At 37.1% G+C, this 24,844-nt stretch carries 24 protein-coding genes and 1 pseudogene; 7 read left to right on the top strand and 18 right to left on the bottom strand.

All coding sequences use genetic code 11. From position 1 onward, the window contains the following. Positions 1-10: 10 nt before the first annotated feature. The 3 genes from IV87_RS02055 to IV87_RS02045 form a co-directional block, all read right to left on the bottom strand. Entirely contained in the window at positions 11-1,837 is a 1,827-nt protein-coding gene (locus tag IV87_RS02055; RefSeq protein ID WP_057805242.1) for a GGDEF domain-containing protein, read from the bottom strand. 121 nt (positions 1,838-1,958) lie between these two features. Then, positions 1,959-2,543: a uracil-DNA glycosylase family protein gene (locus IV87_RS02050; protein ID WP_057805241.1), complete on the bottom strand. Its 585-nt coding sequence runs from the start codon at positions 2,541-2,543 to the stop codon at positions 1,959-1,961. A gap of 17 nt (positions 2,544-2,560) precedes the next feature. Further along, positions 2,561-3,340 carry a Cof-type HAD-IIB family hydrolase gene (locus tag IV87_RS02045; protein ID WP_057805240.1) on the bottom strand — a complete coding sequence of 260 codons (780 nt, stop codon included), beginning with the start codon at positions 3,338-3,340 and terminating at the stop codon, positions 2,561-2,563. 877 nt (positions 3,341-4,217) lie between these two features. On the opposite strand from IV87_RS02045, the gene IV87_RS02040 reads away from it, so the two are divergent. Next, positions 4,218-4,967, top strand: coding sequence for a sulfite exporter TauE/SafE family protein (locus IV87_RS02040; RefSeq protein WP_057805239.1), 750 nt, complete (start codon positions 4,218-4,220; stop codon positions 4,965-4,967). 56 nt (positions 4,968-5,023) lie between these two features. On the opposite strand, the gene IV87_RS02035 is transcribed toward IV87_RS02040, so the two are convergent. From IV87_RS02035 to IV87_RS02015, 5 genes and pseudogenes are all read right to left on the bottom strand, one after another. Further along, positions 5,024-5,236 (bottom strand): DUF3923 family protein, encoded by a 213-nt coding sequence (locus IV87_RS02035; RefSeq protein ID WP_057805238.1) that lies wholly within the window; start codon positions 5,234-5,236, stop codon positions 5,024-5,026. A gap of 76 nt (positions 5,237-5,312) precedes the next feature. Continuing rightward, positions 5,313-5,750, bottom strand: a complete 438-nt coding sequence (locus tag IV87_RS02030) for a GNAT family N-acetyltransferase (RefSeq protein WP_057805237.1) — start codon at positions 5,748-5,750, stop codon at positions 5,313-5,315. Positions 5,751-5,767: 17 nt separating this feature from the next. After that, entirely contained in the window at positions 5,768-6,412 is a 645-nt protein-coding gene (locus IV87_RS02025) for a DNA alkylation repair protein (protein ID WP_057805236.1), read from the bottom strand. A gap of 23 nt (positions 6,413-6,435) precedes the next feature. Continuing rightward, positions 6,436-7,131, bottom strand: a pseudogene (locus IV87_RS02020) (GTP pyrophosphokinase). Between the two features lie 115 nt (positions 7,132-7,246). Then, positions 7,247-7,963 (bottom strand): alpha/beta family hydrolase, encoded by a 717-nt coding sequence (locus IV87_RS02015; protein WP_057805235.1) that lies wholly within the window; start codon positions 7,961-7,963, stop codon positions 7,247-7,249. Between the two features lie 123 nt (positions 7,964-8,086). Between IV87_RS02015 and IV87_RS02010 the strand changes: the two genes are divergently transcribed. Continuing rightward, entirely contained in the window at positions 8,087-8,302 is a 216-nt protein-coding gene (locus IV87_RS02010) for a hypothetical protein (protein WP_057805234.1), read from the top strand. An 84-nt stretch (positions 8,303-8,386) separates the two neighbouring features. Here IV87_RS02010 and IV87_RS02005 read toward each other — a convergent pair whose 3' ends face one another. Continuing rightward, on the bottom strand, positions 8,387-8,920 hold the full coding sequence (locus IV87_RS02005) for a TetR/AcrR family transcriptional regulator (protein ID WP_057805233.1): 534 nt from the start codon (positions 8,918-8,920) through the stop codon (positions 8,387-8,389). 155 nt (positions 8,921-9,075) lie between these two features. On the opposite strand from IV87_RS02005, the gene IV87_RS02000 reads away from it, so the two are divergent. Next, a complete protein-coding gene (locus IV87_RS02000; RefSeq protein ID WP_057805232.1) occupies positions 9,076-9,912 on the top strand; it encodes an SDR family NAD(P)-dependent oxidoreductase in 837 nt (278 codons plus the stop codon). A gap of 91 nt (positions 9,913-10,003) precedes the next feature. Here IV87_RS02000 and IV87_RS01995 read toward each other — a convergent pair whose 3' ends face one another. From IV87_RS01995 to IV87_RS01985, 3 genes are all read right to left on the bottom strand, one after another. Beyond that, complete coding sequence (locus tag IV87_RS01995) at positions 10,004-11,059, bottom strand: DUF6933 domain-containing protein (RefSeq protein WP_057805231.1); 1,056 nt, start codon at positions 11,057-11,059, stop codon at positions 10,004-10,006. 217 nt (positions 11,060-11,276) lie between these two features. Then, a complete protein-coding gene (pepI, locus tag IV87_RS01990) occupies positions 11,277-12,155 on the bottom strand; it encodes a proline iminopeptidase (RefSeq protein WP_057805230.1) in 879 nt (292 codons plus the stop codon). Positions 12,156-12,283: 128 nt separating this feature from the next. Further along, complete coding sequence (locus IV87_RS01985) at positions 12,284-12,739, bottom strand: P-loop NTPase family protein (protein WP_057805229.1); 456 nt, start codon at positions 12,737-12,739, stop codon at positions 12,284-12,286. Between the two features lie 126 nt (positions 12,740-12,865). Here IV87_RS01985 and IV87_RS01980 point away from each other — a divergent pair, with 126 nt between their 5' ends. Next, positions 12,866-13,366 carry a DUF2798 domain-containing protein gene (locus IV87_RS01980; RefSeq protein WP_057805228.1) on the top strand — a complete coding sequence of 167 codons (501 nt, stop codon included), beginning with the start codon at positions 12,866-12,868 and terminating at the stop codon, positions 13,364-13,366. A 52-nt stretch (positions 13,367-13,418) separates the two neighbouring features. On the opposite strand, the gene IV87_RS11195 is transcribed toward IV87_RS01980, so the two are convergent. From IV87_RS11195 to IV87_RS01965, 4 genes are all read right to left on the bottom strand, one after another. Further along, complete coding sequence (locus IV87_RS11195; RefSeq protein WP_236698955.1) at positions 13,419-13,502, bottom strand: hypothetical protein; 84 nt, start codon at positions 13,500-13,502, stop codon at positions 13,419-13,421. 677 nt (positions 13,503-14,179) lie between these two features. Continuing rightward, positions 14,180-15,748 carry a hypothetical protein gene (locus IV87_RS01975; protein ID WP_057805227.1) on the bottom strand — a complete coding sequence of 523 codons (1,569 nt, stop codon included), beginning with the start codon at positions 15,746-15,748 and terminating at the stop codon, positions 14,180-14,182. 159 nt (positions 15,749-15,907) lie between these two features. Continuing rightward, a complete protein-coding gene (locus tag IV87_RS01970; RefSeq protein ID WP_057805226.1) occupies positions 15,908-17,887 on the bottom strand; it encodes an elongation factor G in 1,980 nt (659 codons plus the stop codon). 83 nt (positions 17,888-17,970) lie between these two features. Further along, entirely contained in the window at positions 17,971-18,699 is a 729-nt protein-coding gene (locus IV87_RS01965; RefSeq protein WP_057805225.1) for a MurR/RpiR family transcriptional regulator, read from the bottom strand. Between the two features lie 203 nt (positions 18,700-18,902). Here IV87_RS01965 and IV87_RS01960 point away from each other — a divergent pair, with 203 nt between their 5' ends. Beyond that, on the top strand, positions 18,903-20,216 hold the full coding sequence (locus IV87_RS01960) for a PTS sugar transporter subunit IIC (RefSeq protein WP_057805224.1): 1,314 nt from the start codon (positions 18,903-18,905) through the stop codon (positions 20,214-20,216). A gap of 8 nt (positions 20,217-20,224) precedes the next feature. Then, entirely contained in the window at positions 20,225-21,136 is a 912-nt protein-coding gene (locus IV87_RS01955) for an ROK family protein (RefSeq protein WP_057805223.1), read from the top strand. Between the two features lie 139 nt (positions 21,137-21,275). Here IV87_RS01955 and IV87_RS01950 read toward each other — a convergent pair whose 3' ends face one another. After that, positions 21,276-21,527 carry a hypothetical protein gene (locus tag IV87_RS01950; RefSeq protein ID WP_057805222.1) on the bottom strand — a complete coding sequence of 84 codons (252 nt, stop codon included), beginning with the start codon at positions 21,525-21,527 and terminating at the stop codon, positions 21,276-21,278. A 548-nt stretch (positions 21,528-22,075) separates the two neighbouring features. On the opposite strand from IV87_RS01950, the gene IV87_RS01945 reads away from it, so the two are divergent. Continuing rightward, positions 22,076-23,716, top strand: a complete 1,641-nt coding sequence (locus IV87_RS01945; RefSeq protein WP_057805221.1) for a peptide ABC transporter substrate-binding protein — start codon at positions 22,076-22,078, stop codon at positions 23,714-23,716. Between the two features lie 80 nt (positions 23,717-23,796). Here the strand turns inward: IV87_RS01945 and IV87_RS01940 are convergent, their stop codons facing one another. Then, a complete protein-coding gene (locus IV87_RS01940; protein ID WP_236698954.1) occupies positions 23,797-24,648 on the bottom strand; it encodes an alpha/beta hydrolase in 852 nt (283 codons plus the stop codon). Between the last annotated feature and the right edge of the window lie 196 nt (positions 24,649-24,844).

Genomic DNA, 24,844 nt, shown 5'->3' with positions numbered 1-24,844 from the left:
ACTAACTTCTTTAGGCACTAATTGGCAACCGTGAATGATCAAAGAAGTCGCCTTCTACATAAGTAATGTAGTTTTGTGTCGGTACCCACTTAGCCTCCTGTTCATTCAAAACACCATCCAAAACAAAATCAATATGCCACTTATTAGCAATTCGTCCCCAAAACTGGATGTTATCTTTCAAGGATTCTGAACTTCGATCACGTAAGGATTGCATTGTTAGTTTAATGCCATCAATTAGTTCTAGTCCTGGACTAACTTGTTCAAAATGGCGGTTATTTCCAACATGGCTCAGCATAACTTTTATATCCCCCTGATGATAAAGAACCATCATTTGTTTAAGCGACTCCACCGTGGGCAGACGATCCAGTTCCACAAATAATTTGTCAGGCCCATCCACACTCTTACGAAAATCAATTACTTTTCTGGTCACCTTAAGATTCAAAAATTCAGCTGTTGATAATGAAATAACAATATTTTTACAAGCACTATTGATCAACGCATCTTGAATAAGTTTTATTTTTTTATCAATGTTTAAATCTCCACGGGGCGGATCAATCCATGCATGTTCTCGATGATCATAACAATGTAGGGTCAGCTCATTGGCAACGTGACTTGTTCCACTTTTAGTATCATAAATGCTCTGAACAAAATAAGCATACGTTAAGTTATCAGCATCATCTGTTAAATTCTGCTCTTTGCCATCCACCGTAATCGTGTCACGCCCATGGCCTTTGCTATCATATAAAGAATCATCTGCCCGTTTATATAATTCATCCACGGATTCATCCGTAAACCGTAAACTGGACATTCCCATTGAAATCGTGACATTAAGCATCTCAGTATTATAATCAAATTTCTGTTCTCTTACAGCCCGCCAACAATGAATTAAAACGGGAATAATCTCATTTTTTGTACTATTAGGAAAAATAATTGCGAATTCTTCTCCACCCGTACGATAGAGTTGATACTCGTGACTATATTGTTCCAGTATTCGTTGAATAATTGTTGAAATTCCAGTCAAAATGATGTTCCCAGCCAAATGACCATATTGATCATTCACTTGTTTGAAACGATCAATATCAAAAACAGCTAAAGTCAGTGGTTGTTGGTTTGTGCGCGCAATGCCGACAAGATTAAAAATGTCGCTCTGATAAGCCGTATAATTTTTGGTGTCCGTCATCGTATCATAGTTCGCAATGTGTGAAATATGGTTATTGCGCACCGTAATGTGATATTGCCGCCAAGTAAAGATAGTCATCAGCAAAAACATTAAAATTGCCTCACCATCAACAACCCCGCTCACTGCTATCCCAGCCGAATGCAAAGGTAACGTTAGCCAAAAGTCCAAATCCAAAATGGCAAACGTTACAATGTTAGCTTCCAAATTTAGACTTATTTCATTGCGGTAACGACGAATAATCACAAGCATCACTAACAGAATTGCCATCGAAATAAGAAATTTCCATGAGGTTAGTCCGCTAACATGATGCATGGTCCAAACGATCACGATGGCCGCACTACGAATGAAATATTCGCCAAAATTAATGTCCTCATCCAGCAAAGAGAACACCAAAATAAACAGACCAATATTGTGGTACATCATGGCATTATTACCACTATTGTAGCCTGCAAAATGAAGAACAGAACTGACCCCCACACTGAGCACAATTAATAAAACGCGATAAGTGACTCGTTTAGCCTGACTACTATGTATATTTCTAAATGCTGTGTGCCAAATTGCCATATAGATATCAATAAAGCCGACAATAAAAAAGACCGCCACTATTAGCTGGGCAATCCAGGGACCCACAGTCTCTAAATTCATATATGTATACATAAATTCACTATCCCTCAGTTTACAACGTTGAACATTTTAAATTAAAGCGATTACTTACATTATAAAATCAATCAGGTAAATTTCAAGACAGCTTTTAACTTAATTTAAGTTCAGAAATCCCCTAGTCATGCATAATGGTATGGATTTTATTCTGAAGTGCAGGAACAACTTCAGTTTCAAACCAAGAATTTTTATGCATCCAGCCATAATTTAATGGCGACGGATGCACCAGCGGAAAATATTCGGGCAGGTAATCTTGATAATGACGAACCGTATCAGTTAGTGTACGTTTTCGCTGTTTTTGTAAATAGTATTTCTGTGCATATTGACCAATTAAAAGTTTCAAACGTAAATTTGGCATCAATTGTAACAATGGTTCGTGCCATTTTTCTGCGAAACCTTTGCGTGGCGGCAAATCACCATGAGCTCCTTTTCCAGGATAATAGAAATCCAAGGGCATTACAGCAATTTTACCGGAATGATAAAACTCATCCTTGCTTAATCCCATCCATGAACGCAGCCGATCTCCACTTGGATCATTCCAAAACACCATTGTTGATTGCGCTTTATTACTGGGTGCCTGACTAATAATCAAAATTTCCGCATTTTTTTCAATGTGGTACAAGGGGTGAACATTCTGCATTGTAAACTGTTTGTTTTGCGGATCTGCCTCAATTGCCTTAAATATTTCATCTGCTGTTTGCACATGTCTACCTCCCAACCTTAAATTAAATCAAAATGCTTTAGACCATTGATGATGCCATGTTTACGAAAGTCAGTTGAAACAAATTCAGCTGCGGCTTTAGTTGCAGGAACACCATTACCCATTGAAACGCCGTGATCGACAGCATTCATCAAAGAAATATCATTTGGACCATCTCCAAAGCCAAACGTTGGGACATCTGTTTGTCCAATTGTCTTTAGAGCTTGTTGAATACCGGTCTGTTTACTGACACCCTTTAGCACAATATCAATGGCAAACTTAGCATTTCGATAAAAATCAAATTCTGGAAATTTAGCCTTAATTAATGCATCATCATTCGAATTTTCAGTTAATGCCAAAATCATATAAACTGGATTACTTTCAAAACGTTGTTTATCAACAGGTGGTAACGGCATATTCAGAAATTCATAGCCATTTTTCATGGCGGCGTTAACTCCTGTTGCCCATTCATGGTAAGCATCATAAAGTGAAAGTGCAATGCCATGCTCGTCCGAAAATGTGATGAACCGTTTTAATAATGGCATCGGCACACTCTGTGAATAAACTTGTTTTCCGTTCAAAGCCACGTACTGACCATTTAACGCCACAATGGAATTAATCTCTGTCAATTCCATGATGTCACTCACCACACCTGCCGAACGACCAGTAGCAATCACAGGTAAAACTTGGTTATGCTTAAGTGTTCGAATAGCTGTGAGTACTTCTGGATCTACGCCGTGTTGTTCATTCAATAATGTATTATCTAAATCAAAAAAGACAATTGCCTGGTACTTTTGCATAGTTTTATTCCTCTTACTCAATTTCAATTATTTGTTTTACTTACTAAAGATTGAAACTACAAAAACACATCTCGTTGTCTGATACAAAAACGTTCATGGTAACAAAATTAGATTTAAATGCCGTCTTCCAGCAAATTTGGGCTGGAACGTAGTGGGCACGACTTAGAGCCGAAATGCACGTCTCTAAGCTCGGCCTTTATCTAAGCGAAACTCGCTAAGATAAATGGCACTACTGAGCCCATTTGCTTCCAGACTAAGTCTAATCTTTGCAACCAACACATCAAAATAGAAGTTATGATATCAGTGTTAGTGAGCATTATCGAAGCATCAAACGTTATTAGTTCGGAGGCGATTGGTCTCAGGGGTGAAATTATTCTTAGTAATTTATTACTTAGAATAAGGCCGAGTTTGAAGACAAGTGCTCTTCTTGGCTTCAAATCGTGCCCACTATTACACATAAGGGTTAGTTTTCGTTCCGAAACCTTTAATGTTTCATACGATGTCGATTCTTGTGGCAAAAATCAGCCGCAAGAACTCGCACCCCGTTCCAGACCATGTGAACCGTAGGACGGCAGTTAAACTCTGTTTGTGAACTAAGTTGTTTAACAGCAGTTACTGAGGTAATTTTGATACTTCCAACCTTTAGTTGCTTACTGATTTAACTTTTGAATTGTAACCGTTTTTAATTTTCATTACACTTAAAATATACATGTTTCTCTGGGTTAACTCAACATAGATTGAGAATTGATTCTTCTTAAAGACTCGTTGTTGCTTTAAATTAATCTCCATTAAATCTATTTTCTCATGTATTTTTTGTACTGCCCACTTTAAAAGTGAGCTAAACTATATTTATGTGCAGTGAAAAGAGGAATCAGATATGCTTCAGTTTATTTCACTAGTTCTTATTGGTCTACTTGTTGGTATTTTTGTCATCTCAATGGGTGGTGGCGGTGGTGCCATCTATTTGGGTGTCCTAACAGCCGTCTTTAATTTGGCTCCCGCTTCGGCCGCAGCCACTTCGATTATTACTGCCTTACCATCTTTAGCAATCGGTTCATGGCTATACTATCGACAACGACAAATTAATTTTCATTTAGGCAACATTATGCTCCTTGCTGCAATTCCTTCTGTAATTGTCGGAGCCCTCATTGCTCCCTTTATTCCGACTAAAGTTTACAACGTAATTATTGGTCTGATTCTTTTGATTCTAGGAATTCAAGTTCTCTATAAACTGAGAAACGGTAGCAAGCCAACTACTGCAAACACTTCAAAAACTTTGCCCACTATTTTTGGTATCATCAGTGGGTTAATGGTTGGGGTTGCTGGTTTAAGCGGCGGTGGTCCAATTATGGCAGGACTCCTTTTAATGGGTGCTTCCATGATTCAGGCTTCGGCAACCTCATCATACGTACTAGTTTGCATGTCTGTTGTGGGTGCTTTAACGCATTTATCTGGTGGGCAAGTAGATTGGGCAGTCGGAATCAGCTTGATGTGTGGTGCCATTGTTGGCGCTGCTATTGCACCAAAACTAATGACAAAATTTGCGGTCGGCCGTGGTGCCGTGATTTTAAACATCATTATGGGCGTTTTATTAGTATTTATGGGTATTAAAACCTTATTGAATTAAATTTTAAACAGATAAAAAAATCGACAGTCACTTAAGATTGTCGATTTTTTTACGTATTATTGTCGTTTACGAATCACAAGATACATAATTAACTGACAAATTAGAACTAAAATAAAGAAGATTCCTAAAACCGCTAAAGCAATCCCTTTTGCTGGCATTGTTTGCACAACCCCTGCACCATCGACTTTGCGGATAAGAATAAAAATCGTTGTTATCAAAAATACGGCTAGCCAAATAACATTAATAATCCACCAACTTCTAATTCGCATGATAATCTACTCCCCAATAGATTTAGATTCAGTGAAATTCAAAACAATTTTTGAATCCGCCTTCCCACAGTTTACCTTACTTTGCTAATGTTTTCATAACCAGTTCATTCTCGTTGGTATCTTTATCTTTACGTTTTTCAACTATGTCAAAACCATGTTTCTTATAAAACTTAACCGCCCGGTCGTTTTTTTCATACACATCAAGAGTTAACGGATCTATTGTTGCTTTTGCTGCATTAACTAATTGCGCGCCAATTCCTTGACTCTGAACATCTTCGCGCACAAACAAACCAGCAATGTAGTGATCCATTAATCCAAGAAAACCAACAATTATTTTATCATCAATGGCCAAAATTAAGGTTGCCTTTTGAATGAGTGTTGCTACTAAATCATAGTTTTTGTGCCAATACTCAGGTGACACAAAATCATGTGCACTTAGATTCCCTTCCAACCAAATTTGCATCACTTGATCTAGTTGTTCCGGAGTTAATTGTGAAACTTTTTGAATTTTCATTTGTTCTCCTTGCTTATCTAAAGATATTTGCTTCCTTCTTTAACAGCTAATTTACTTAATTCATGCGTCTTTAAAAATTGACTGACCCAATTTGGGTTATATTTACTATACTGTCTTAACGACCATCCGATTGCTTTTTGAATAAAAAATTCATCTGTATTTTGATCATAAAGAATTGCTTTAGTTAGCATTTCAGTATCCAAAGTATCTTTCTCCATTAGTTGTAAATTGATCGCAACGCGGCGTTCCCAAAAGTTGTCACTTTGATAGAACAGTTCAAACACTTTTGCTTTTTCATCAGGATGCAATTTCACATACTTACCAAATAATGTTCGCCAAGCATCAACCGAGTCCCACCAGCTTTTTTGTGCCACAAATTGTTTGAAAGTGACGATATCAGCAAAATTCCATTTTCTAAGGTTTCGGATTGCCAAATCTATGGCAACATATTGATACTCACGAAAAGTACGACCATACAATTCGCTCACCCAAGCCTTTACTGTATTTGACGGCAATTTGGTGCTTTTCCTTAAAAGTAACTTGCTTTGTTCTTTTCTTTCAGTTGATTTTATTCCGATAAACGTGAATTTATCTTTCATATAATGAGCCATCGCTGGCGCAATTTCAGCGTTACCAACTAACTCAAAATTTAATTTCTCCATAACATCTCCTGTTAATTAAAAACTTAAGCATCATAATTATTCAGTTTTTTGTAAATGCCCTGCATCTTATGTTCAATACCGGATAACTCATCAGCATAGCCGCGTAAATTTTCACCATACTGGGCAACCAACTTATCATCGATATCTGTTTTATATCGCAATTTATGTTCCAGACTGGCCCACATATCCATCCCAACAGTGCGAATTTGAATTTCAACATTCACATTTTTACTACCAGTAGACTAAAATACAGGAACAGAGACCACTACATGTAAACTACGATAACCACTGGGTTTTGGATTTTTAATGTAATCTTTTCGTTTGATCAATGTCACATCAGACTGATTGACGAGTAGTTTTTCAATCAGATAAACATCATCAATGTAATTTGTAATAACTCGAATGCCCGCAATATCAAAAATATGTTTTTCTATATTTTCAATCGTCAGCTCGTACCCTTTGCGATGCACCTTTTCTACCAGACTTTGTACATCCTTCATCCGCTCTTCCATATGATGGATTGGATTATGATCGTAGTTCACCTGAAATTCAGAGTCCAAATTTTCTAGTTTTGTTCCAATTTCATTTGCACCAGCTTCACCCAGTTGATATAGATTTCCCAATCTCTTTAAGTTTTTAATATCCGGTACGTCTTCTGGTCGTTTTATATTTTGACCGAATTTATCAAGATTCATAAAATTTCTTCGTTCAAGAATCATTTAAATCACGCTCCTATTTGACCCTATTTTAGCACTAGAAGTTTTATATAAGAAAACGGTATCAAAATTTTAAAACTTTCTTTTATTAACTCAAAATGTTTCACAAGAAACAGTTTCATTTAATATTTTTCAACCAGTTAATTAAATAACGGGCTATTTCTTGTTGTTGCTCAGCCGTACTTATTGTCGCTTTTCGATCACCCTTCTGCTTTCCATAACTGCCAAAACCAGCATGATTGCCACCCTTAATCACCTCAAATGTTGTCCTTGTAGGTAACCATTGTTTAGCCTTTTTGTATGCTTTTTTGTTTAAAACGCCATCACGACTAGCCGTAATTGACAACACTGGTATTGAAATCTTTTTTAGGCTTCCCTTTTTATCCGGATAACTTGCCAAAAAGAAAACGCCTTTTAGATTTTTTTGATGTTTCTGGGCATATCGACTAGCCATTACGCCACCCAAGGAATGCCCACCAATCACATAATCTCGATCATTTTTATTTCGCACCTCATTAGCTTTATTAGGTGCTAACACTGCCAAATCCATTGGAAAACGCACAATGTAAACCGGATAACCAGCTGCACTAAGTTTTTTAGCCCATATACTGTAGCTTTTGGGCTCTACCAACGCCCCTGGATAAAAAATAACCATTGGTGCTTTGGAAAGCTTGGCTTGAAAAACAAGGTTATTTCTCATTACCGTTGTTTGTTCAGCCGCTTTTTTTGCTTCTAAACTCGGTTGATAAATTTGGGATCGTAAAAACAACCAACCAACTAAAATCAAAATAACTCCGATAATTAAACTAAGTTCAACTTTGGTTTTCTTTTTCATAATAAAATCCTCTTCACTTGATAAACAAGTTCTTATCATTATTTATTTTAAAGTATTATTCACCTAATAGTAGTATACTGTAAGCGATTTCTGAAATATATATTATTAAAGAAGGTATTTAAAATGAAGAATAATTACTGGCATCAAAAAGTTATTATAACGGGTCTGGGCTTGCTTTCTAGTACACTTACGCTGGCATCCGCATTCAAAAAAATGCGCACCACTAATGATCCCCAGAAACGAGCACTAAATAAAAATTTCTTGTTGGCGGCATCTGCCGTTGAACTTGGTATTTCAATTGAACATGCTATTAGTATTCACCAAGATTTGAAGAGGTAACTATCCTGTTTTTGATCTTAAAGACTTTTGAACAACAATTGTTATTCAAAAGCCTTTTTGTCTATCTTTTAAACCCTATTTTCTTTAATTCGAACTACCGCCTTCACCAATCTTCTCTAAAAAGGTCGCAAGCTCTTCTGCGGTTTCTGGTTGTTTTTTAGTCACCCAGTCAATAACGACACTGGTAAGCCCCGTGGAATGATAACGAACATAATAACTCATTTCGCGTGCGCTTAAATTTTTAAGATGTTTTTTATGCGCCGTCATGTCTGCCAACACACGTGCAATATTTTCCCGAAGCATATCTTGTTGCTGTGCTCTGACCAAAATTTTAATAAAGTCGGCGTGACTCCTTAAATATTGCATCATAAAAACTAATCCCTCATGTTGGACAATTGTTTTAAAATCTAGCTGAGCAGTTAAACCAGTGACCAGATCTTGCATCGCTTCAACTAAAATATCATTAATATTTTGATAATGTCGATAAAAAGTCATCCGCGAAATACCGGCCACTTTGGTTAATTCTGTGATTGAGATTTCATCAAATGATTCTTTTTGAAGCAGGCGTTCGAGAGCTTCAATTAAGTATGTTTTTGTTGTTTGCGATTGATTAGCCATTGACAATTTTTCTCCTTTTGTCACTTCTTAGTTGTGAGGGATTGTATTCCCGTTCATTTGAGGGTATGCTTTTCTCGACTTGAATTTGTTACAAGTGTAACATCAATTGCATTAAAATCCAAAATCTCAGATATAGTCAAAAAAAGGAGAAAATTATGACAACAAAAGTAGTTGCAATTACTGGTGCTAGTAGCGGAATGGGAAAAGCGGCAGTTCAATTGTTTGCGCAACGTGGCTGGATCGTTTATGGAGGTGCGCGACGGGTAGAAAAAATTCCAACCGGAGCAAATATTCACCCCGTCAAATTAGATGTAACTATTGATGAGTCCAATCAAAACTTCATCCACGTGATTTTAACTGAACAACATCGCATTGATGTTCTCATTAATAACGCTGGTTATGGTGAAGGCGGTCCTGTCGAAGATGTGCCGATCAGTAACGTTCGTAAACAGTTTGAAACCAATTTCTTTGGTGCGGCCGAATTGACTAAACTTGTTTTACCGACAATGCGGCAACAAACTTCTGGACGAATCGTTAACATCTCTTCAATTGGTGGTGACCTCTACATGCCATTAAACGCCTATTATCATGCTTCAAAAGGTGCACTTCAGCAATGGAGTGATGCGCTAGATATTGAAGTTCAGCAATTTGGTATTCGTTCGGTAATTGTTCAACCTGGTGGTACTCAGTCGTCTTGGGGCAAAATTACTATGGACAACATCCGTAAAAATCTTAAACCAGATTCAGCCTATTTACAGTTTGCCACAATGATTGGCGATGCTTTAGACTCTGCAAATGGCGCAATTTCAGCAACTTCTGCCGACTTGGCAAAGGTCTTTTATGCTGCTGCAACTGATGTAAAACCCAAGCACCGATACTTCCATTCATTTAGCGATCGTTTGGTGGTACGAATTGCTAGAGCCTATCCACGGATGTATCGGGCTGCTTTCATGGCTATTTTAAAACATCAAGAAAAAAAATCATCACGATAGCCTGTTTCTTGGTTCAATTAAAAATAGAAGCCTTTTGAGCAGCTTGTAGTTGCGACTCCAAAGACTTCTATTTTTAACTGCATACTAACAGTTACTCCCATTCATCTTCCATATTATCGAGCATTTGGAAATACTCAATGCCTAATTCCATTCCCTCTTTTATACCTTGCCTAGCTATTTCAACATTACTCTGACTAATCTCGCCAGCAATCTCCATGAACTTAAAGAATTTCTTGATTGAAGTAGCATTAGACTTAAGTTCTGTCACCGAATAAGCAGCTTTACGAGGAAACCAATCCGAGAAGTATTCCATAACATAGTTGGAAGCCTTTAATGGTGTCAAAATCGTGTAATAGGTTAAAAATTCATCGATAAGAAATTCTGCATTATTGACATGTTTAGTGATAACCTTCTTGCTTAGTCCTTGAACCTTGGTTAAATAGTTTTGAAATTCTGCCAACAATAGCTTGTTGTTTTCTTGTATTCCAGCTCTCACTTGTTCATATTTCGTGCCATCGTTTGTAAATAATGTTTGGTCGTTTTCGTACTTGTCCCATTGATGGTAATCCGTCCAAGTCTTGTTGACTTCATAGGTATCTTTTGGCAATTCAGGAGTACTTTTTGCAATACTCAAATTAGTTTGAAAAGCCTTTTTAATCGCCTCTTTAGCAAAAATATAATTTTTTTGTCTAAATGGGATTTGCATTAACCAGTTCATTAGTTTAGTTTGAATTAACTTGTTTAAATACCTTGCATTTGAACGTTGAAGCATTAAAACCAAATTGGTCATTGCACCGGTTACTTGGCGATTAAAGCCGGCATTAACTTCAATACTACCAGCTATCTTAAAATAAGCATCAATATTTTCATGACTAATCCCTGTCATTACAAACGCTGCTTGAATACCCTCTTCAATAAACTGATCCAATTTTGATTTATTTTTTGCGTTTATATCATATAAAACAACCGTAGCATAGGTTAAATCGTTCACCAATATGATAACTTTTTTACGGTTTAACGAGTAGTAATTGGCATGCCAAGAAAAAAATGGATTAGCTATTGCGAATCGTTTGGCTGCACTAGCATCTTTGGTTTTAACTAATTTGTTGAAGATTGGTAAGGCTTTTTTGGTCGGATTAATAATCATTGCATGATCTCCTCGTCATTTTTTTCTCTTCATTTTAGCCTAGTTTGAATGTCTTAACCACCGAAATGATTGATATTGAATATTAAATTGTAAATGAAACGTGGTAGCTATTTTCTAAATATAAAAAAGCATATTAAAAAATGACAATTTTTAATATGCTTTTTTGCTGTAGAGCAATCAGAGCTAGTTCTGAATGACAGCTTCAAAAATATTTAATTTAGTCGTTTTCTTCCAACCACTTGTCCAATACGCTAATAAATTCATCATGCTGATCCAACAAGGCTAAATGACGGCTGTTGGCAAACAAGTGCCATTTAGCACCTGGGATATGATCATAAACAGATTTGGCAATCAATGGTGTACACAAATCGTCCGTTCCGTTTGTAACCAGTACTGGTACGTGAATTTTTTTAAGATCATCAGTAACTTCAAAATCACTAATAGTTCCATTTTCGGTAAACTCGTTGGGTCCTTCAGCAATTAAACTTGCGCGCTTTCCGTTCGTTTCACGACGTAATGGTTCAGGTGAATTCTCATCGGGATCATCCCAGCAATAACGTTCCATGTAACGATCGTTCGCTGCTAAATACTTAGGACCACTGAAATTCCCCGTTCGTTCTGCTTCCGCAATGGCCGCACGATCTTCATAGCTTAAGTAAGAAATTAAGCGATGTTGCTCTTGCGTCCAAAGTTTAATGGAAGCTGGTGAACCATCAATCATGACACTCTTAACACCGGTTTGATCATAGCTAGTTAAATAATACATTTCCAGCATACCACCCCATGACTGACCTAACATATGAACTTCATCTAGATGGAGGTACTTACGTAAAGCAACCAATTCTTCTGCCCAAGTTTCTTTAACATAAACACCCTCGTCTTCTGGAAGTGAGGATTTACCGCAACCCACTTGATCGTACATAATGAGTTGACGACCAGTTTTGGCGTAATCATCTAATAATTCAAAATAATTGTGTGAAGAACCGGGTCCACCATGAATTAGCAATAACGGTGCCTTATCTTTACTTGGTTCACCAACAATACGATAGTACGTTTTGTAGCCATGAAACGGCATGTAGCCTTCTTTAATTTTCATCAAAATCAGTCCCTCTTATGTAAGATAGTGTTGCTAAATTCATTGTACTCCTGAATAGGATTACCGCTTTAGAAAAATTAAATTAAAAAATCACACTAGCATTACCTAACGTGATGATATAAATTCTTTTATTTCTTTAACACGATTGTTTTGTCGGCATATGGCGTTAATAATGTCATTATTTCTGCTCGTTCTTTCACACGAAAGTTGTGCTCCCATTTTATAAATAATCGTAAATGACTATATTGCTGTGGTCCTCTTGTCATTCGATTTTTTAAATACCGTTTCACTAAATAATACAGGTTACGTAAATGCGAAATATCCTTAAAATAAATCACATCTGCATCAGTAAATGACTCCTGCCCGTAACGATACTGAACACCTTCAATAATCCAGTCATTTTGTTTCAAAACTAGTTTTAGTAAAGTTGCTCTTTCTTCAGGTGTACGATGAACGTCTCCCCGTGGACTTCTTTTCCAGTTAAGGTCGTCTACTGAAGTTACCGGAATGTTATATCTTAAACTTAGTTGCTTTGCCAGCTGTGTTTTACCGCTGCCAACGGGACCAATAATTCTAATTTTCATGTGTTACCTCATTTCTTTATTTTTCCCGCAACCCCTTACAAAATCGTCACACAAACGTAACTTACGAAGCTCCTTCATTTCCCGGTATACTAACTAATGCTGCTCAAAACACGAAGGAGAAATAAGATGCCAAGAAATTTAAAAGAAGAAGTTGTTTTTACTGCCATCATGGCTGGATTAATGGTCTTTGTGATGGTTTGCTATAATGTTATGCTAGTTCAAGGATTCACCAAGGGATTCATGATGAATTCCCTCTCAGAATATCCAGGTGGGTTACTCGTTGCCATCATTTTGGATTTGTTAGTTGTAGGACCAATCGCCAAGAAACTTGCATTTAAATACATTATCAATGATTATATGAAGAGAAATGTTGTCCTCATCGGGATTACCATCTCAGTAATGATGGTTCTCGGAATGGTTACATGCATGTCTCTTTTTGGCATCATCATGTCTCACAATGTAAGTTTAACAAGTTACATTCATGCTTGGGGTTTTAATATAATCGTTGCTTTACCACTTCAATTGCTCATCGTTGGGCCAATTGCTCGCGCTGTATTAGGTAAAATGCAATCAGCAACCGATAAAGCTAAAGCAGTACAAGAATCAACTAGCGAAGAAATTGAATAGACTTTTACTTAGGCATTTTCCTTAACGGGAAGATACCTTTTTTTGTTTAAATCTAAATATATTTTGATGCTTCACTCACAGCCAAGTTACTCGATTGATGGGTATTTAGAAATTCTACCGTCGACTCTGGATTTATTTTACTACACTGGCGAAGAGCCCATCCTAGTGCCTTTTGAATAAAGAACTTATCAGTAGTTCAATCGAACAATATTACCGCAGCTAACAGCTTAGTATCGGTATTTTCCTTTTCCATTAACCGTAAATTGAGCGAAACGCAGCGCTTTTACATATTATGACCTTTATAGAACAGATCAAAAACTGCCACCTTTTCATCAGGATGTCGTTTAATAAATCTTTCTAAAATTGCCCGTAGTGAATCCTCGCTGTCCCACCAACTTTTTCTACACTAAAAATTGCTTTAGAAAAATAATGTCCTCAAAGCTGAACTTCTTCAGATTTCTATCCGCTAATTCAATTGCTAAATACTGGTGTTCCCTGTAATCGCGAACGTAAAATTCACTAATTCACTGCTGAATAATCGCAATTACTAGCGATTTACTTGCCTAAATAAGTGATTTACTTTGTGGCTTACTTTCAGGAGTCTTCAGTCTCAAAAATAAAAATTGGTTCTGCACATAGCGTTCCATGGCAGCGATATTTTCTGAATTACCCTTAATGACAAAGAAAAACCGCAAATCGTGATCACCATTTTCAACCGTTGGCGAGTAAATTCAAATTCAATAGTTAAAACGCTTTTGAAATCGAAACGAGGCACCAGCGAATTAGACCACTAGTACCTCGTTTTTTAATTTCTTAATGGTGCTTCTTATTCTTAAGTAACTTACGAGCCTGTTTCAGTGAAATGACTTTGCCTTTGACCTTTTTTAGTTTACTTGATTTTGGAATCGCTTTTCCAAAAAAAGCGGCCGTCAGCTGTTTACCCTGTTCTCGTGTTAACGTTCCATCATCTGTCAGCTCCGCTAATAAGCTAGGAATCAATTGGTTAGTCGCAGCAAGATGTTCACCCGATTGTTTAGATCGTGCCCACTCGCCAAAATCACGAAAACTTGGTACTGGCCATTCAGTTGGTTTCAGCAATGCTTGTGCATAATGCAAATCCACAAAAGCACTGACATTTTGAACCACTCTGACAGCGTTCCAATTTTTAGGCAATTTATAATCTTGCCGATTCAACCACAACCGTAGTCCTGCCTGGACACCCTGCGCGTGAACTGCTATTGCAGTCTTTTTACGCCATCGACGATTTTCAAATTCTGGCAGATGGTCACTATTCAAATAATTTTGCTCCGGGTCTGGATCGTAAATTTCAGCAAGCCTTCTTAGCTGTTCCGGATGCTTAGTTATTTCGCGCACTTCTTCCGTTGGCATATCCAACGTAGAGTCATCCGCTTCATAGTCATCATACAGGCTATCAATTCCACCATTTTGATTAACCTTGGTAATGTAAGCTTGGACCGCCTTTTCATCCGTAATATCGACACCGTCTTCATGCATCTTCATAGCAATTAGCTTTAAGGGGCTAAAATTGTCTTGATCTCGTGACAGCTGGATCATATCGGGGACTGCAGCAGCGATGAATCGTTTATAATCACTGGCCCGTTTTTCATTCAGCCACCCTTGCTTGGCAATATAGGTCAAAAAATGAGAAAGCGCAGGTGCAATTAACTTATAGCTTTCAGGTTCCGTACTTAAATCAGATACAAATTGGCCCGTCATAACTCCGGTAATGGCCGTCTTTGTCCATGATTTGGGTGTTTTTCGATAGTCGTCATAGGCCCACTTTGCCAGATTACTTAGAATCATACTTATAAATGCCTTATCAATTCCATTGGGTCTACTGTGCCAATCTGAACTCTCGGCATAAGCGTCTACCCATTCGCGAGTATAGCGTTCAATATTAACCGCAATATACTCTTTCCATTCTGGTAGCCAAGAATCAGTACTGACATGACGGAGTTCGCCTGTGTACATTTCCTTAATTTCTTCATCTGGATCGTCCGCATCAGTATATTCTTGAAATTCGACAAACATTTCTTCTAAATTTCGTTTATTAATTCCGATCTTATTGGTATCCGCTAAGTATCTCAGTAGTTCGCTAATAATGTCAAAACTTATCCAAAAAATTTGCTCTGTATCGGAATCTGCATCAGCAGCAGCCTGATCAAACATCGCGTATAAAACATCTAATAGTTTGTCTTCATTCCAAGTACGAAACGATCCCGGATAAATTTTAGCCATCATTTTATCAAAGTATTGAACTGTCTCTTGAACAAGCCATTGCGGATAATTATTAATAATTTTATATTCTGATGAATTTTGGAAACTATCCCAAAATGCCATAATTCTACTAGTTTTGGCCACAAGCTATCCTCCATTGAGTGTCTATTTACTACTCATTATACGTGAAAATGGATATTAAAAAAAGATACTCACTCTCTCGTCAAATTTAACCTATAAACTCCACGAGTAACACTTATTTACAGTTCAATCATACCAAATTTTTAAAAACAATCCTTTAGTTTAATTTGTCAGCTTTGGTAAATCTTCTTGTGAATACGTATATTCAACATGCGCCATCCTTGGCACCTTATTCCAAGGAACTGGATAGCCAGCTCCGTGTGCACAGAAAACAGAATCTGGTGTATTCTCTAGATCTGAAGTTGGATTGTACTTCAGTTTCGAGACGATTTTTTCTGCATTATGACACGGCTGATAACCGTCAACAACACACTCCAGTTGCCCTTGTCCATGTGTGTATGCCCGCACTTCTTGCATATAACCTTGCATTTCTGAAACAGGCGCAGTTCCAGTCAACGTTATCATTTCAGTTCCACTATCTTTTGGTGTTTCGAAAGTTCCACTCATCCGTTGAATATCATTCATTGCTCTGCCAACCTGAGTTTGATCAATTGTTAAACTGAATCGATACCAAGGCTCCAAAAGCTGACAAGCACCTCGCGCTTTCAACATCATTAACCCCTGGCGAACTGCACGCCAAGTAGCTTCACGAAAATCACCACCCACGGAATGCACAATGCTAGCTTTACCACCAACCAACGTAATCTTTATATCTGTAATTGGTGCGCCAATCAAAACACCTAAATGTTCCTTTGCTCGTAAATTGGTTAAAACTTGATGTTGCCAATTTTTACCAAGTACGTCAATACCGCAGTTTGAATCAAAGGTCAAACCACTACCTTTAGGGGTTGGTTGCAACAACAAATGAACTTCAGCATAGTGACGAAGCGGTTCAAAATGCCCCACTCCCTCAACAGCTTTCGTAATTGTCTCCTTGTATAAAATACTGCCTTCCCCAAATTCAACATTCAAATTAAAACGCTCTGCCAAAATTTGTTGCAGAATTTCTAGCTGAATTTCACCCATAATTTGCACACGAATTTCTTGAAGATGATTTGACCACGTCACATGTAATTGAGGATCCTCATCTTCAAGCTGACGAAGTGCCGTCAAACAAGCATGAATATCATTACCTTTTGGATCAAGTGCATAATTAAGTACCGGTTGAATAGCGGATGACCTGCCGCCCGGCTCATTTCCCAGTCCCTGTCCCGGATGCGTTTCTGTTAATCCCGTAACTGCACAAATACCACCAACTTCAACTTCTGGCACAACAGCGTATTTTACGCCGTCATAGACACGAAGCTGATTTACTTTTTGCTCATTTAACAAGACAGCTTTGGTACGCAGAGTACCACTAGTCACCCGTAGCCAAGTTAATCGTTCATTTTTTTCATCATGAGAAATTTTAAATATTCGTGCACCAAACTCGTTTGATTTACTAGTTCTTTCACAAATCCATCGTTCCAAACCGGCCAATAAGTGTTCCACACCAGTTAATTTTAAGGCCGCACCAAAATAACAAGGAAAAATTTCACGATTGACAATCATTTCTCGAACAGTATCATCGCTAAGTTTTCCAGAATTCAAAAATTGTTCAAGAACCGTATCGTTTTGCATGGCAATTTCTTCATAGCTATTTTCAGGAATATCAGTTTGTGTTTCCGTGTCGTTATCAAAATCAATGCATCCCTCGGCAAGTTTCGTTTGTAGTTGCTTTAGAACCTGGTTTCTATCAACACCATTGGCATCCATCTTATTCACAAAAATAAAAGTTGGTACTTGATATCGTTTGAGTAATTGCCAAAGTGTTCGGGTATAACTTTGAACACCATCCGTTGCAGAAATAACCAAAATAGCATAGTCAAGCACACTTAAAACTTGTTCCGTTTGAGCGGCAAAATCCACGTGTCCAGGCGTATCTAATAAAGTTAAACTCAGATCGTGACATTTGAGATTAGCCTGGTGTGAAAAGATTGTGATTCCATGTTGTTTTTCAAGATCATCTGTATCCAAGAAAGCATCGCCGTTATCGACACGTCCTAGCTTCCGCAAGGCACCCGTTCGATACAACATAGCTTCTGAGAGTGTCGTTTTCCCTGCATCAACATGTGCAATGATTCCAGCAACAATATGTTTCATGACAATTCCTTCTTCGAATTAAATATTCTAGTTATAATTTTAGATTTATCAAACTCGGAACACTCCGTTCCTAAAATTTATACCTATTTTGCGTTTCTATTATTAAGCACACTAATTAACGCTTCCGTAATGTACAATGCTGGAATTTGGGATGAAAGATCATAATACCTGTGTATCCGATATTCTTGTTCCTTATAGGTCAGGGAATATCTGCTCATTCTGGCAATGGTACTAGCTTCGTTACCAGTAATACTAGCAATTGTAATGTCATCATTATTAATAAAATCATTTATCAAGGCAATTAGTTCTTCCGATTCACCTGATACAGAATAACAAATAAGAGTGTTATTACTAGTATTTTTTAGGCGTTGTCCTAATGGGTAAAACGGATCCGTAACCACACTTGAATTATAACCAAGTGAGGCTAATTGCCGAGTAGCATAATTAGCTAAAAAAGCCGAGGATCCCATCCCCACCAAAATGATGTTGTCACTTTGATATAAAGCATCTGCCACCATTTGTACTTTATTAACAATATCAGCAGGAAAATTACTCTGATTAATAAAATTAAATAACGGTTGTTCTGCTGTACTGTTTCCTTGATTTTGAATAAAGGCTTTAAATTCTGGGAAACTGCTAAATCCCATTTTATGTACAAAACGCATTACCGAAGAATTAGCAACATGTGTAATTTTTGCAATATCTCTGACGCGCATATACGCTACTTTATCGCTATTCTGAGTTACATAACGATAAATAGTTAAATCTACATTCGATAATGCCGATAAATCTTCTAAGCCAAAAAATGCCATAATATGCCCCCCAAAGATCTGTTAATTACAATTTTATCATATTTGGAACACATTGTTTCATCCGTGGAACAGTACGCAATGTGTCAAAACACTTTCCAGCATTCCCAGAATACCTTGATTTAAACATAATCCCTCCATAAACTGAAAATGTCAGTTGTAAGCAAACGCTTTCAAACATTTATGACAGAAAGTAGGTTTTAGTTGTGGATAAGCTTCAAAAATTTCTAAACAAATTTATTGCTCCAATTGCAGCTTGGATGAATACTAATTTATTCTTTTCATCTTTAGCTGAAGCATTTATGCGAATCACGCCCATAACTTTGGGTGGTGCTTTCGTCCTATTGATTGGTAACTTTCCAATTCCAATGTGGACAAACTTTCTACAAAAAGTTGGATGGGCAGCACATTTTGGTGCAGCACAAAACGCAACAATGAATGTCTTAGCTATGTTTGTTGTCTTTAATTTTGCCTATGTCTATGCCGAAAAGTGTAAGTTTGACCCATTACCATCTGGTTTATTAGCCATTTCTAGTTTTTTCATTTTGGCACCTCAAGATTACACGGCACGTGTCTTAGGTACTCACGCAAAGTTAGCTCCATTAACTGCCTTCAGCACTAATTACATTGGTGCTACTGGCATCGTAGTTTCAATTCTTGTTGGTTGGCTCGTTGGTGCATTATACGTATATCTAAATAAAAAGCACTTCGTTATTAAATTACCTTCCAGTGTGCCACCTAATGTCGCAGCTTCTTTACAGCCTTCATTAATTGCCGGTGTAATTTTGATCATGATGACTGTAATTAGAGGACTTTTTGCCTACACAAGTTTTGGTAACGTCTTTGATTGTGTCACAACCTTCATTCAGGTTCCTCTACAAAGTTTCACTGCTTCACCAATTAGTTTAATTGCGATTTACACAATTGCTAATGTGTTGTGGTTCTTTGGGATTCATCCAAACATGGTATATGGAATTGTAATGCCTATTGTCACTGCCAATGGTATTTTGAACCAGAACGCCTTCAAAGCGGGGCACGCAATGCCTTACTTAACCATGGCAATTATTACCATCGTTTTAGGTAATGGATTTGGTGGTCAAGGCACAACAATTGGTTTAATCATTTCAATGTTTAGAGCCAAATCAGATCGTTACAAACAAATGTTGAAATTAGCAAGTGTTCCAGCATTATTCAACATCAATGAACCATTAGTGTTCGGGATGCCGATTATGTTGAATCCAATTTTCTTCATCCCGATGCTAATTACGCCAATTATAATTGGACTAGTAAGTTGGGCTTTGATTCCACTCTTAAAAGTTGCAGCTTCATTTAATCCATTAATTCAATTACCATGGACTACACCAGGTGTTATTCAAGGTTTTCTTGAAGGTGGTTTAGGCTTTGGAATTATTACTGTCGTTGTTGTCGTGATAAGTACTTTGATTTGGTTCCCATTCTTTAAAATTGCGGATAACAAGGCATGTGCACAAGAACAACAAAACGCATCTGAGAATAACTAGGTGATAAAATGAAAAAATATTTATCATTCGATATTGGTGGTACGAATTTAAAATATGCAATTATTGATCATTCTGGAAATATCATAGAAAAAAATCGTATCTCAACTAATACCAAAAGTTTAAATGACTTTATGACCTCGCTTTATCAAATAGCCGATAAATACAAAACTGTTTTCTCTGGAATTGCCATTTGTGTACCTGGAAAAATTGATACTAAACACAAAATCATCCATTTCGGTGGTTCCTTACCATTTTTAGACGGTCTAAACTTGGAAGACACTTTGGGTAAAAGATATCAAGTTCCCATTAGCGTTGAAAACGATGGCAAATCGGCTGCATTGGCTGAACAATGGCTCGGAAATTTAAACCACGTTAATACTGGCATTACCATGACTTTAGGAACTGGTGTTGGTGGTGGAATTATCATTAATGGTCATATTTTACATGGTAAAGATTTTCAGGCTGGCGAACTTAGTTGGCTGCTGATTAATAGCAGCTTAGCTTCATCTGATTTAGATGCCTTCACTGCCCATCTTTGTTCCGCCGTATTGATGATTGAAGCAGTAAATAAAGCCCTTCATAACCGTGATGTTAATGATGGTCTAGCTGCTTTTGCCGCGATTAATAACGGTGACAAAACAGCAAATAGAATTTTTTCACAGTTTTGTCGAAATATCGCTATTTTAATTTTGAATGTTCAAGCAATTATTAATGGTGAAAAGGTTGTTATCGGTGGTGGTATCAGTGTTCAGCCACGACTGATTACAGAAATAAAACATCAATTTAATGAGTTAATAAAAACTAATCCCATGTTGCAAAATCAGGTTATTTCACCAGAAATTGTCTCAGCAAAGCTTGGTAATGATGCCAATTTGTTTGGTGCTTTGTACGCCCTATTGTTGAATCTGAAGAATAACTAATATGAATTAAAAAAGTAGTTAGACTTGTTCAAGTTGACAAGCTTAACTACTTTTTGGTTATTTTTATTATTAATGTCATCCTTCTTTATCAATTGGTGATAACCATGCCCCAGTTTCTGTTAAAAATGGATAACTTTTTTTAATTTTTCATTCGTTTTAATGTTCGAAAATCCCAAAAAATGGCAAATAACGAAAGTAACACCATTAGAGGAAATAGTGGTCGAGCATCTGACCAAATCATTGATAAAACGATGCCAAGTAAAGGAACAAGTACAAAATATCGGTACATACCAAATTTCAAAAAAACCCATTTTTTATATCTTTTTGGAATAAGACTACTAAAAATTAAAAGCAATGGTAATCCAATGCTTACGGCTGTTTCAGCATTCATAAATAACTCCCCCCAATATTTTGTTTTAAAATCGTTTAAATTGTATTTCAATTGTCAAATGCTGTCAAATTTTATTGAAATAATGGGATTTTAAAAACTGGGTTAAATTTTAATTGACAAATTTACCTAACCAGTTGTATGCTAATGACAACTTAAAATCGTCCTTAAAAACCGATGAAGTGGAGATCAAGATTACCGTGCACGCAAAGAGAGCCATCGTTGCTGAAAGTTATGGCCGAACGCAAGTAATTAAATGGACCACCGAGGGCTTTTCCGAAATTTCGAAAGTACGAAAAGACGTCAGACATACGTCAGTTGTCAGGAGAATGTTAGTTCTCTATAAAGTAGGGGTGCATCTTTAGACTTTTTGTGAATCTAAAATGGACTCAATTGAGGTGGCACCGCGGGAAACCGTCCTTAACACATTGGCTGTTAGGGACGGTTTTTTGATTTCTAAAACGGGGTGAAACACATGTTACAAAAACGATGGCAAAACTCATTGATCAATTTCAAAACAAATCATGCAACTTATTTGGAGGAATTAAATCATGAGTATCTTTACAAACAAAAAAGCTTTAATCATTGCAGGAATTATTCTTATCGGCGGCGTTAGTTTTGGCGTTCACGCCAATTCAAAACAGGCTAAATCAGCACCAGAACAAAAAATCAGTTTGTATGAAGCAACCAATTTAACAAGTTTGGATGCCTCAAAAATAACCGATGGTGTTTCAAGCGCTCAACTAAGTCAAGTCGATGAAGGCTTGTATCGTTTGAACAAGAATAGTCAGCCTATCAATGCTTTAGCGGCCAAAACAACCATCTCTAATCACGGTAAGCTTTACACAATTAATTTAAAACACAACGGTCGCTGGAGCGATGGTCAAAAAGTAACTGCACAAGATTTTGTTTATTCTTGGGAACGAACTTTGAACCCTAAAACAAAATCTGAGTTTACTTATTTGTTTACCAGCATTAAAAATGCAGATGCTATTATGGTCGGCAAAAAGGCCCCTAGCACATTAGGTGTCAAAGCAACTGGTAAATATCAATTAAAGGTCACATTAAGTAAACCAGTTCCTTACTTCAAGAAACTATTAGCAGGCACTACCTTTTATCCAATTAGCCAAAAAGCAGTCGAAAAATACGGCAGTAAATATGGCACAACTGCTAAAACAACTATTTATAATGGTCCTTTCACGCTAACAGGATGGACTGGAACCAATGATAAATGGACGTTAGTTAAAAATTCAACTTATCGCGATCACAAGGTTGTCAAACTCAACAAAATCAATTATCAAGTGATCAAAACATCGTCTACAGCTTATAATCTCTATCAATCGCACAAACTTGACATGGTTACATTGGCTGGCGAACAAAGCGTTCAAAACAAAAATAATCCTGAATTAAAAACTTTGTCGGCTGGTCGCGTTGGGTTTATTCAGTACAATGAAAAAGACAAAACAGCTGCCAACAAAGATTTACGAACTGCAATTTCACTAACCATTAATCGCCAACAACTAGTCACCAAGATTCTTGAAAATGGCTCAATTGCTGCCAACACTTTTGGTGTCCGTGATATGTTAAAGAATCCGAAAACGGGCAAAGATTTTGTTGATGACGCCCAAACACCAAGTGAAATGACTACTAACATTGCAAAAGCCAAGACATTATATCAGACCGCTCAAAAGCAATTAGGCACAAAGCAGCTAACCGTGACCATCACCTGTGCAAATGATGATACCAGTCAACAAACTGCCACCTATATTCAAGGCCAGTTAATGAATCATTTAAAGAACTTGAAGGTAAATGTGCGCACGATGCCATTTCCATCTATGTTAACAAAGGTTTCTCAAGGAGATTTTCAACTTAACTTAACAAGCTGGGGGATGGACTTTGCGGATCCTAGCCAGGTACTGACCATTTTAACTTCAAACAGTAACTCAAACATGGGTCACTACCAGAGTAAAACTTACGATACAGCCATGACCAATGCTGATGGTAAGGATGCTATGAACAATTCAAATCGCTACCAAGATCTTGTTAAGGCTGCAAAAACAGCTACTAAAGATCAAGGTGTTACACCATTATACGAAAGTCGTTCACGTCTGTTGGTCAACTCTAACTTGCATGGCGTTGTTTACAACAAGTTTAACGGAGCCATGGATTTTCGAACTGCCTATGTAAAATAATAAAACCGGATAACAAGGAAACTATTTAGATTAGCAAACTAACTAATCTAATTTCCTTATTATCCGATTTTTTTATTGTGTTATTTTTCCCACAAAAATTTCAAAATGGCTTGATCTACTTTATGATTAGAATGAAGTTTACTATGTTGGGCCAACTTACCTTTCATTTCTAACTCTTGATAAGACTTAGCCCGCTCTTGGACCAGATAACGTAGTGACTTTGAGGAATAATTTTGGACCGTCCCATCACTATGGTCACCAATATTTCCATAAATGTTTAAAACCGCGACGCTTTGCGGATAAGTTTTGTGTAATTTTAACAAAGCACGATACGTTGAAATCATATGTTTTGGTTTTCCCTGTGCATTCAAAGTATTTCCCTTAATCGCGTCATACCCCCGAATTCCCGCAAAGTGACCCGCAATATTAACTTCTTTATTTAATTGCGGTAATTTTTTGTTTTGTGGTGCAAAATCAGCCATATAATACATGACTGCCTCATTGCCGACCGAATGTGAAACTGTGTTGAACTTTTTAAAATGGTAGGTTTGTTGCAACTTTTGTAAAACGTTTCGTAACCATTTGCCATCTGTGCGGTAGCTACGTTCGTGATTATTTTGATAATTTATCATCACAATCGGATTAACTGCATTTTTACGCAGATGTCCTACGAGTGTTACCTTGCCTGTTTTGGAGACTTCGGCGCGAATAACACCGTTCGTCGCATGTGCCTTTTTTATGGCTCTCACCATGTGTTGTTCAGCATGATAATTGCTGCCAAAGCCATGCAGAAACACCGTAGGAATATTGGTTTGTTGGTAATTACTTGTTATTTTTGTTTGATGATTATGTACATAAATACCCAGTAAAGTAGCCATAATAATGATAACTGCTAAACAAACCATACCTATTTTTTTAGTTATTTTAGTCAATGTTTGTTACTCCCCCATATTTTTAGTTCAGCAACATCATTTATCTTACAAACAACCACAGTTTCACATTTAGTTTCGTTATAGTCAACATAGACAAAAAAGACGAACCAGAGATTTTTCTCAGTTTCGCCTTTTTTGTATTTTTGAAATTAATATTTTTAAAACTTCAGATTCTTAACTCAAGTTCAAAATAAAA

The sequence above is a fragment of the Pediococcus ethanolidurans genome (assembly GCF_001437405.1).
Classification (GTDB): Bacteria; Bacillota; Bacilli; order Lactobacillales; family Lactobacillaceae; genus Pediococcus; species Pediococcus ethanolidurans.
The sequence above is the reverse complement of the archived record's forward strand: the minus strand, read 5'-3'. Positions and strand labels throughout refer to the sequence as shown.

Coding starts and splice junctions, on each gene's coding strand:
- IV87_RS02055 (WP_057805242.1), bottom strand. CDS start 1,837: ATGTATACATATATGAATTTAGAGACTGTGGGTCCCTGGATTGCCCAG.
- IV87_RS02045 (WP_057805240.1), bottom strand. CDS start 3,340: ATGCAAAAGTACCAGGCAATTGTCTTTTTTGATTTAGATAATACATTA.
- IV87_RS02040 (WP_057805239.1), top strand. CDS start 4,218: ATGCTTCAGTTTATTTCACTAGTTCTTATTGGTCTACTTGTTGGTATT.
- IV87_RS02035 (WP_057805238.1), bottom strand. CDS start 5,236: ATGCGAATTAGAAGTTGGTGGATTATTAATGTTATTTGGCTAGCCGTA.
- IV87_RS02030 (WP_057805237.1), bottom strand. CDS start 5,750: ATGAAAATTCAAAAAGTTTCACAATTAACTCCGGAACAACTAGATCAA.
- IV87_RS02025 (WP_057805236.1), bottom strand. CDS start 6,412: ATGGAGAAATTAAATTTTGAGTTAGTTGGTAACGCTGAAATTGCGCCA.
- IV87_RS02015 (WP_057805235.1), bottom strand. CDS start 7,963: ATGAAAAAGAAAACCAAAGTTGAACTTAGTTTAATTATCGGAGTTATT.
- IV87_RS02010 (WP_057805234.1), top strand. CDS start 8,087: ATGAAGAATAATTACTGGCATCAAAAAGTTATTATAACGGGTCTGGGC.
- IV87_RS02005 (WP_057805233.1), bottom strand. CDS start 8,920: ATGGCTAATCAATCGCAAACAACAAAAACATACTTAATTGAAGCTCTC.
- IV87_RS02000 (WP_057805232.1), top strand. CDS start 9,076: ATGACAACAAAAGTAGTTGCAATTACTGGTGCTAGTAGCGGAATGGGA.
- IV87_RS01995 (WP_057805231.1), bottom strand. CDS start 11,059: ATGATTATTAATCCGACCAAAAAAGCCTTACCAATCTTCAACAAATTA.
- pepI (WP_057805230.1), bottom strand. CDS start 12,155: ATGAAAATTAAAGAAGGCTACATGCCGTTTCATGGCTACAAAACGTAC.
- IV87_RS01985 (WP_057805229.1), bottom strand. CDS start 12,739: ATGAAAATTAGAATTATTGGTCCCGTTGGCAGCGGTAAAACACAGCTG.
- IV87_RS01980 (WP_057805228.1), top strand. CDS start 12,866: ATGCCAAGAAATTTAAAAGAAGAAGTTGTTTTTACTGCCATCATGGCT.
- IV87_RS01970 (WP_057805226.1), bottom strand. CDS start 17,887: ATGAAACATATTGTTGCTGGAATCATTGCACATGTTGATGCAGGGAAA.
- IV87_RS01965 (WP_057805225.1), bottom strand. CDS start 18,699: ATGGCATTTTTTGGCTTAGAAGATTTATCGGCATTATCGAATGTAGAT.
- IV87_RS01955 (WP_057805223.1), top strand. CDS start 20,225: ATGAAAAAATATTTATCATTCGATATTGGTGGTACGAATTTAAAATAT.
- IV87_RS01950 (WP_057805222.1), bottom strand. CDS start 21,527: ATGAATGCTGAAACAGCCGTAAGCATTGGATTACCATTGCTTTTAATT.
- IV87_RS01945 (WP_057805221.1), top strand. CDS start 22,076: ATGAGTATCTTTACAAACAAAAAAGCTTTAATCATTGCAGGAATTATT.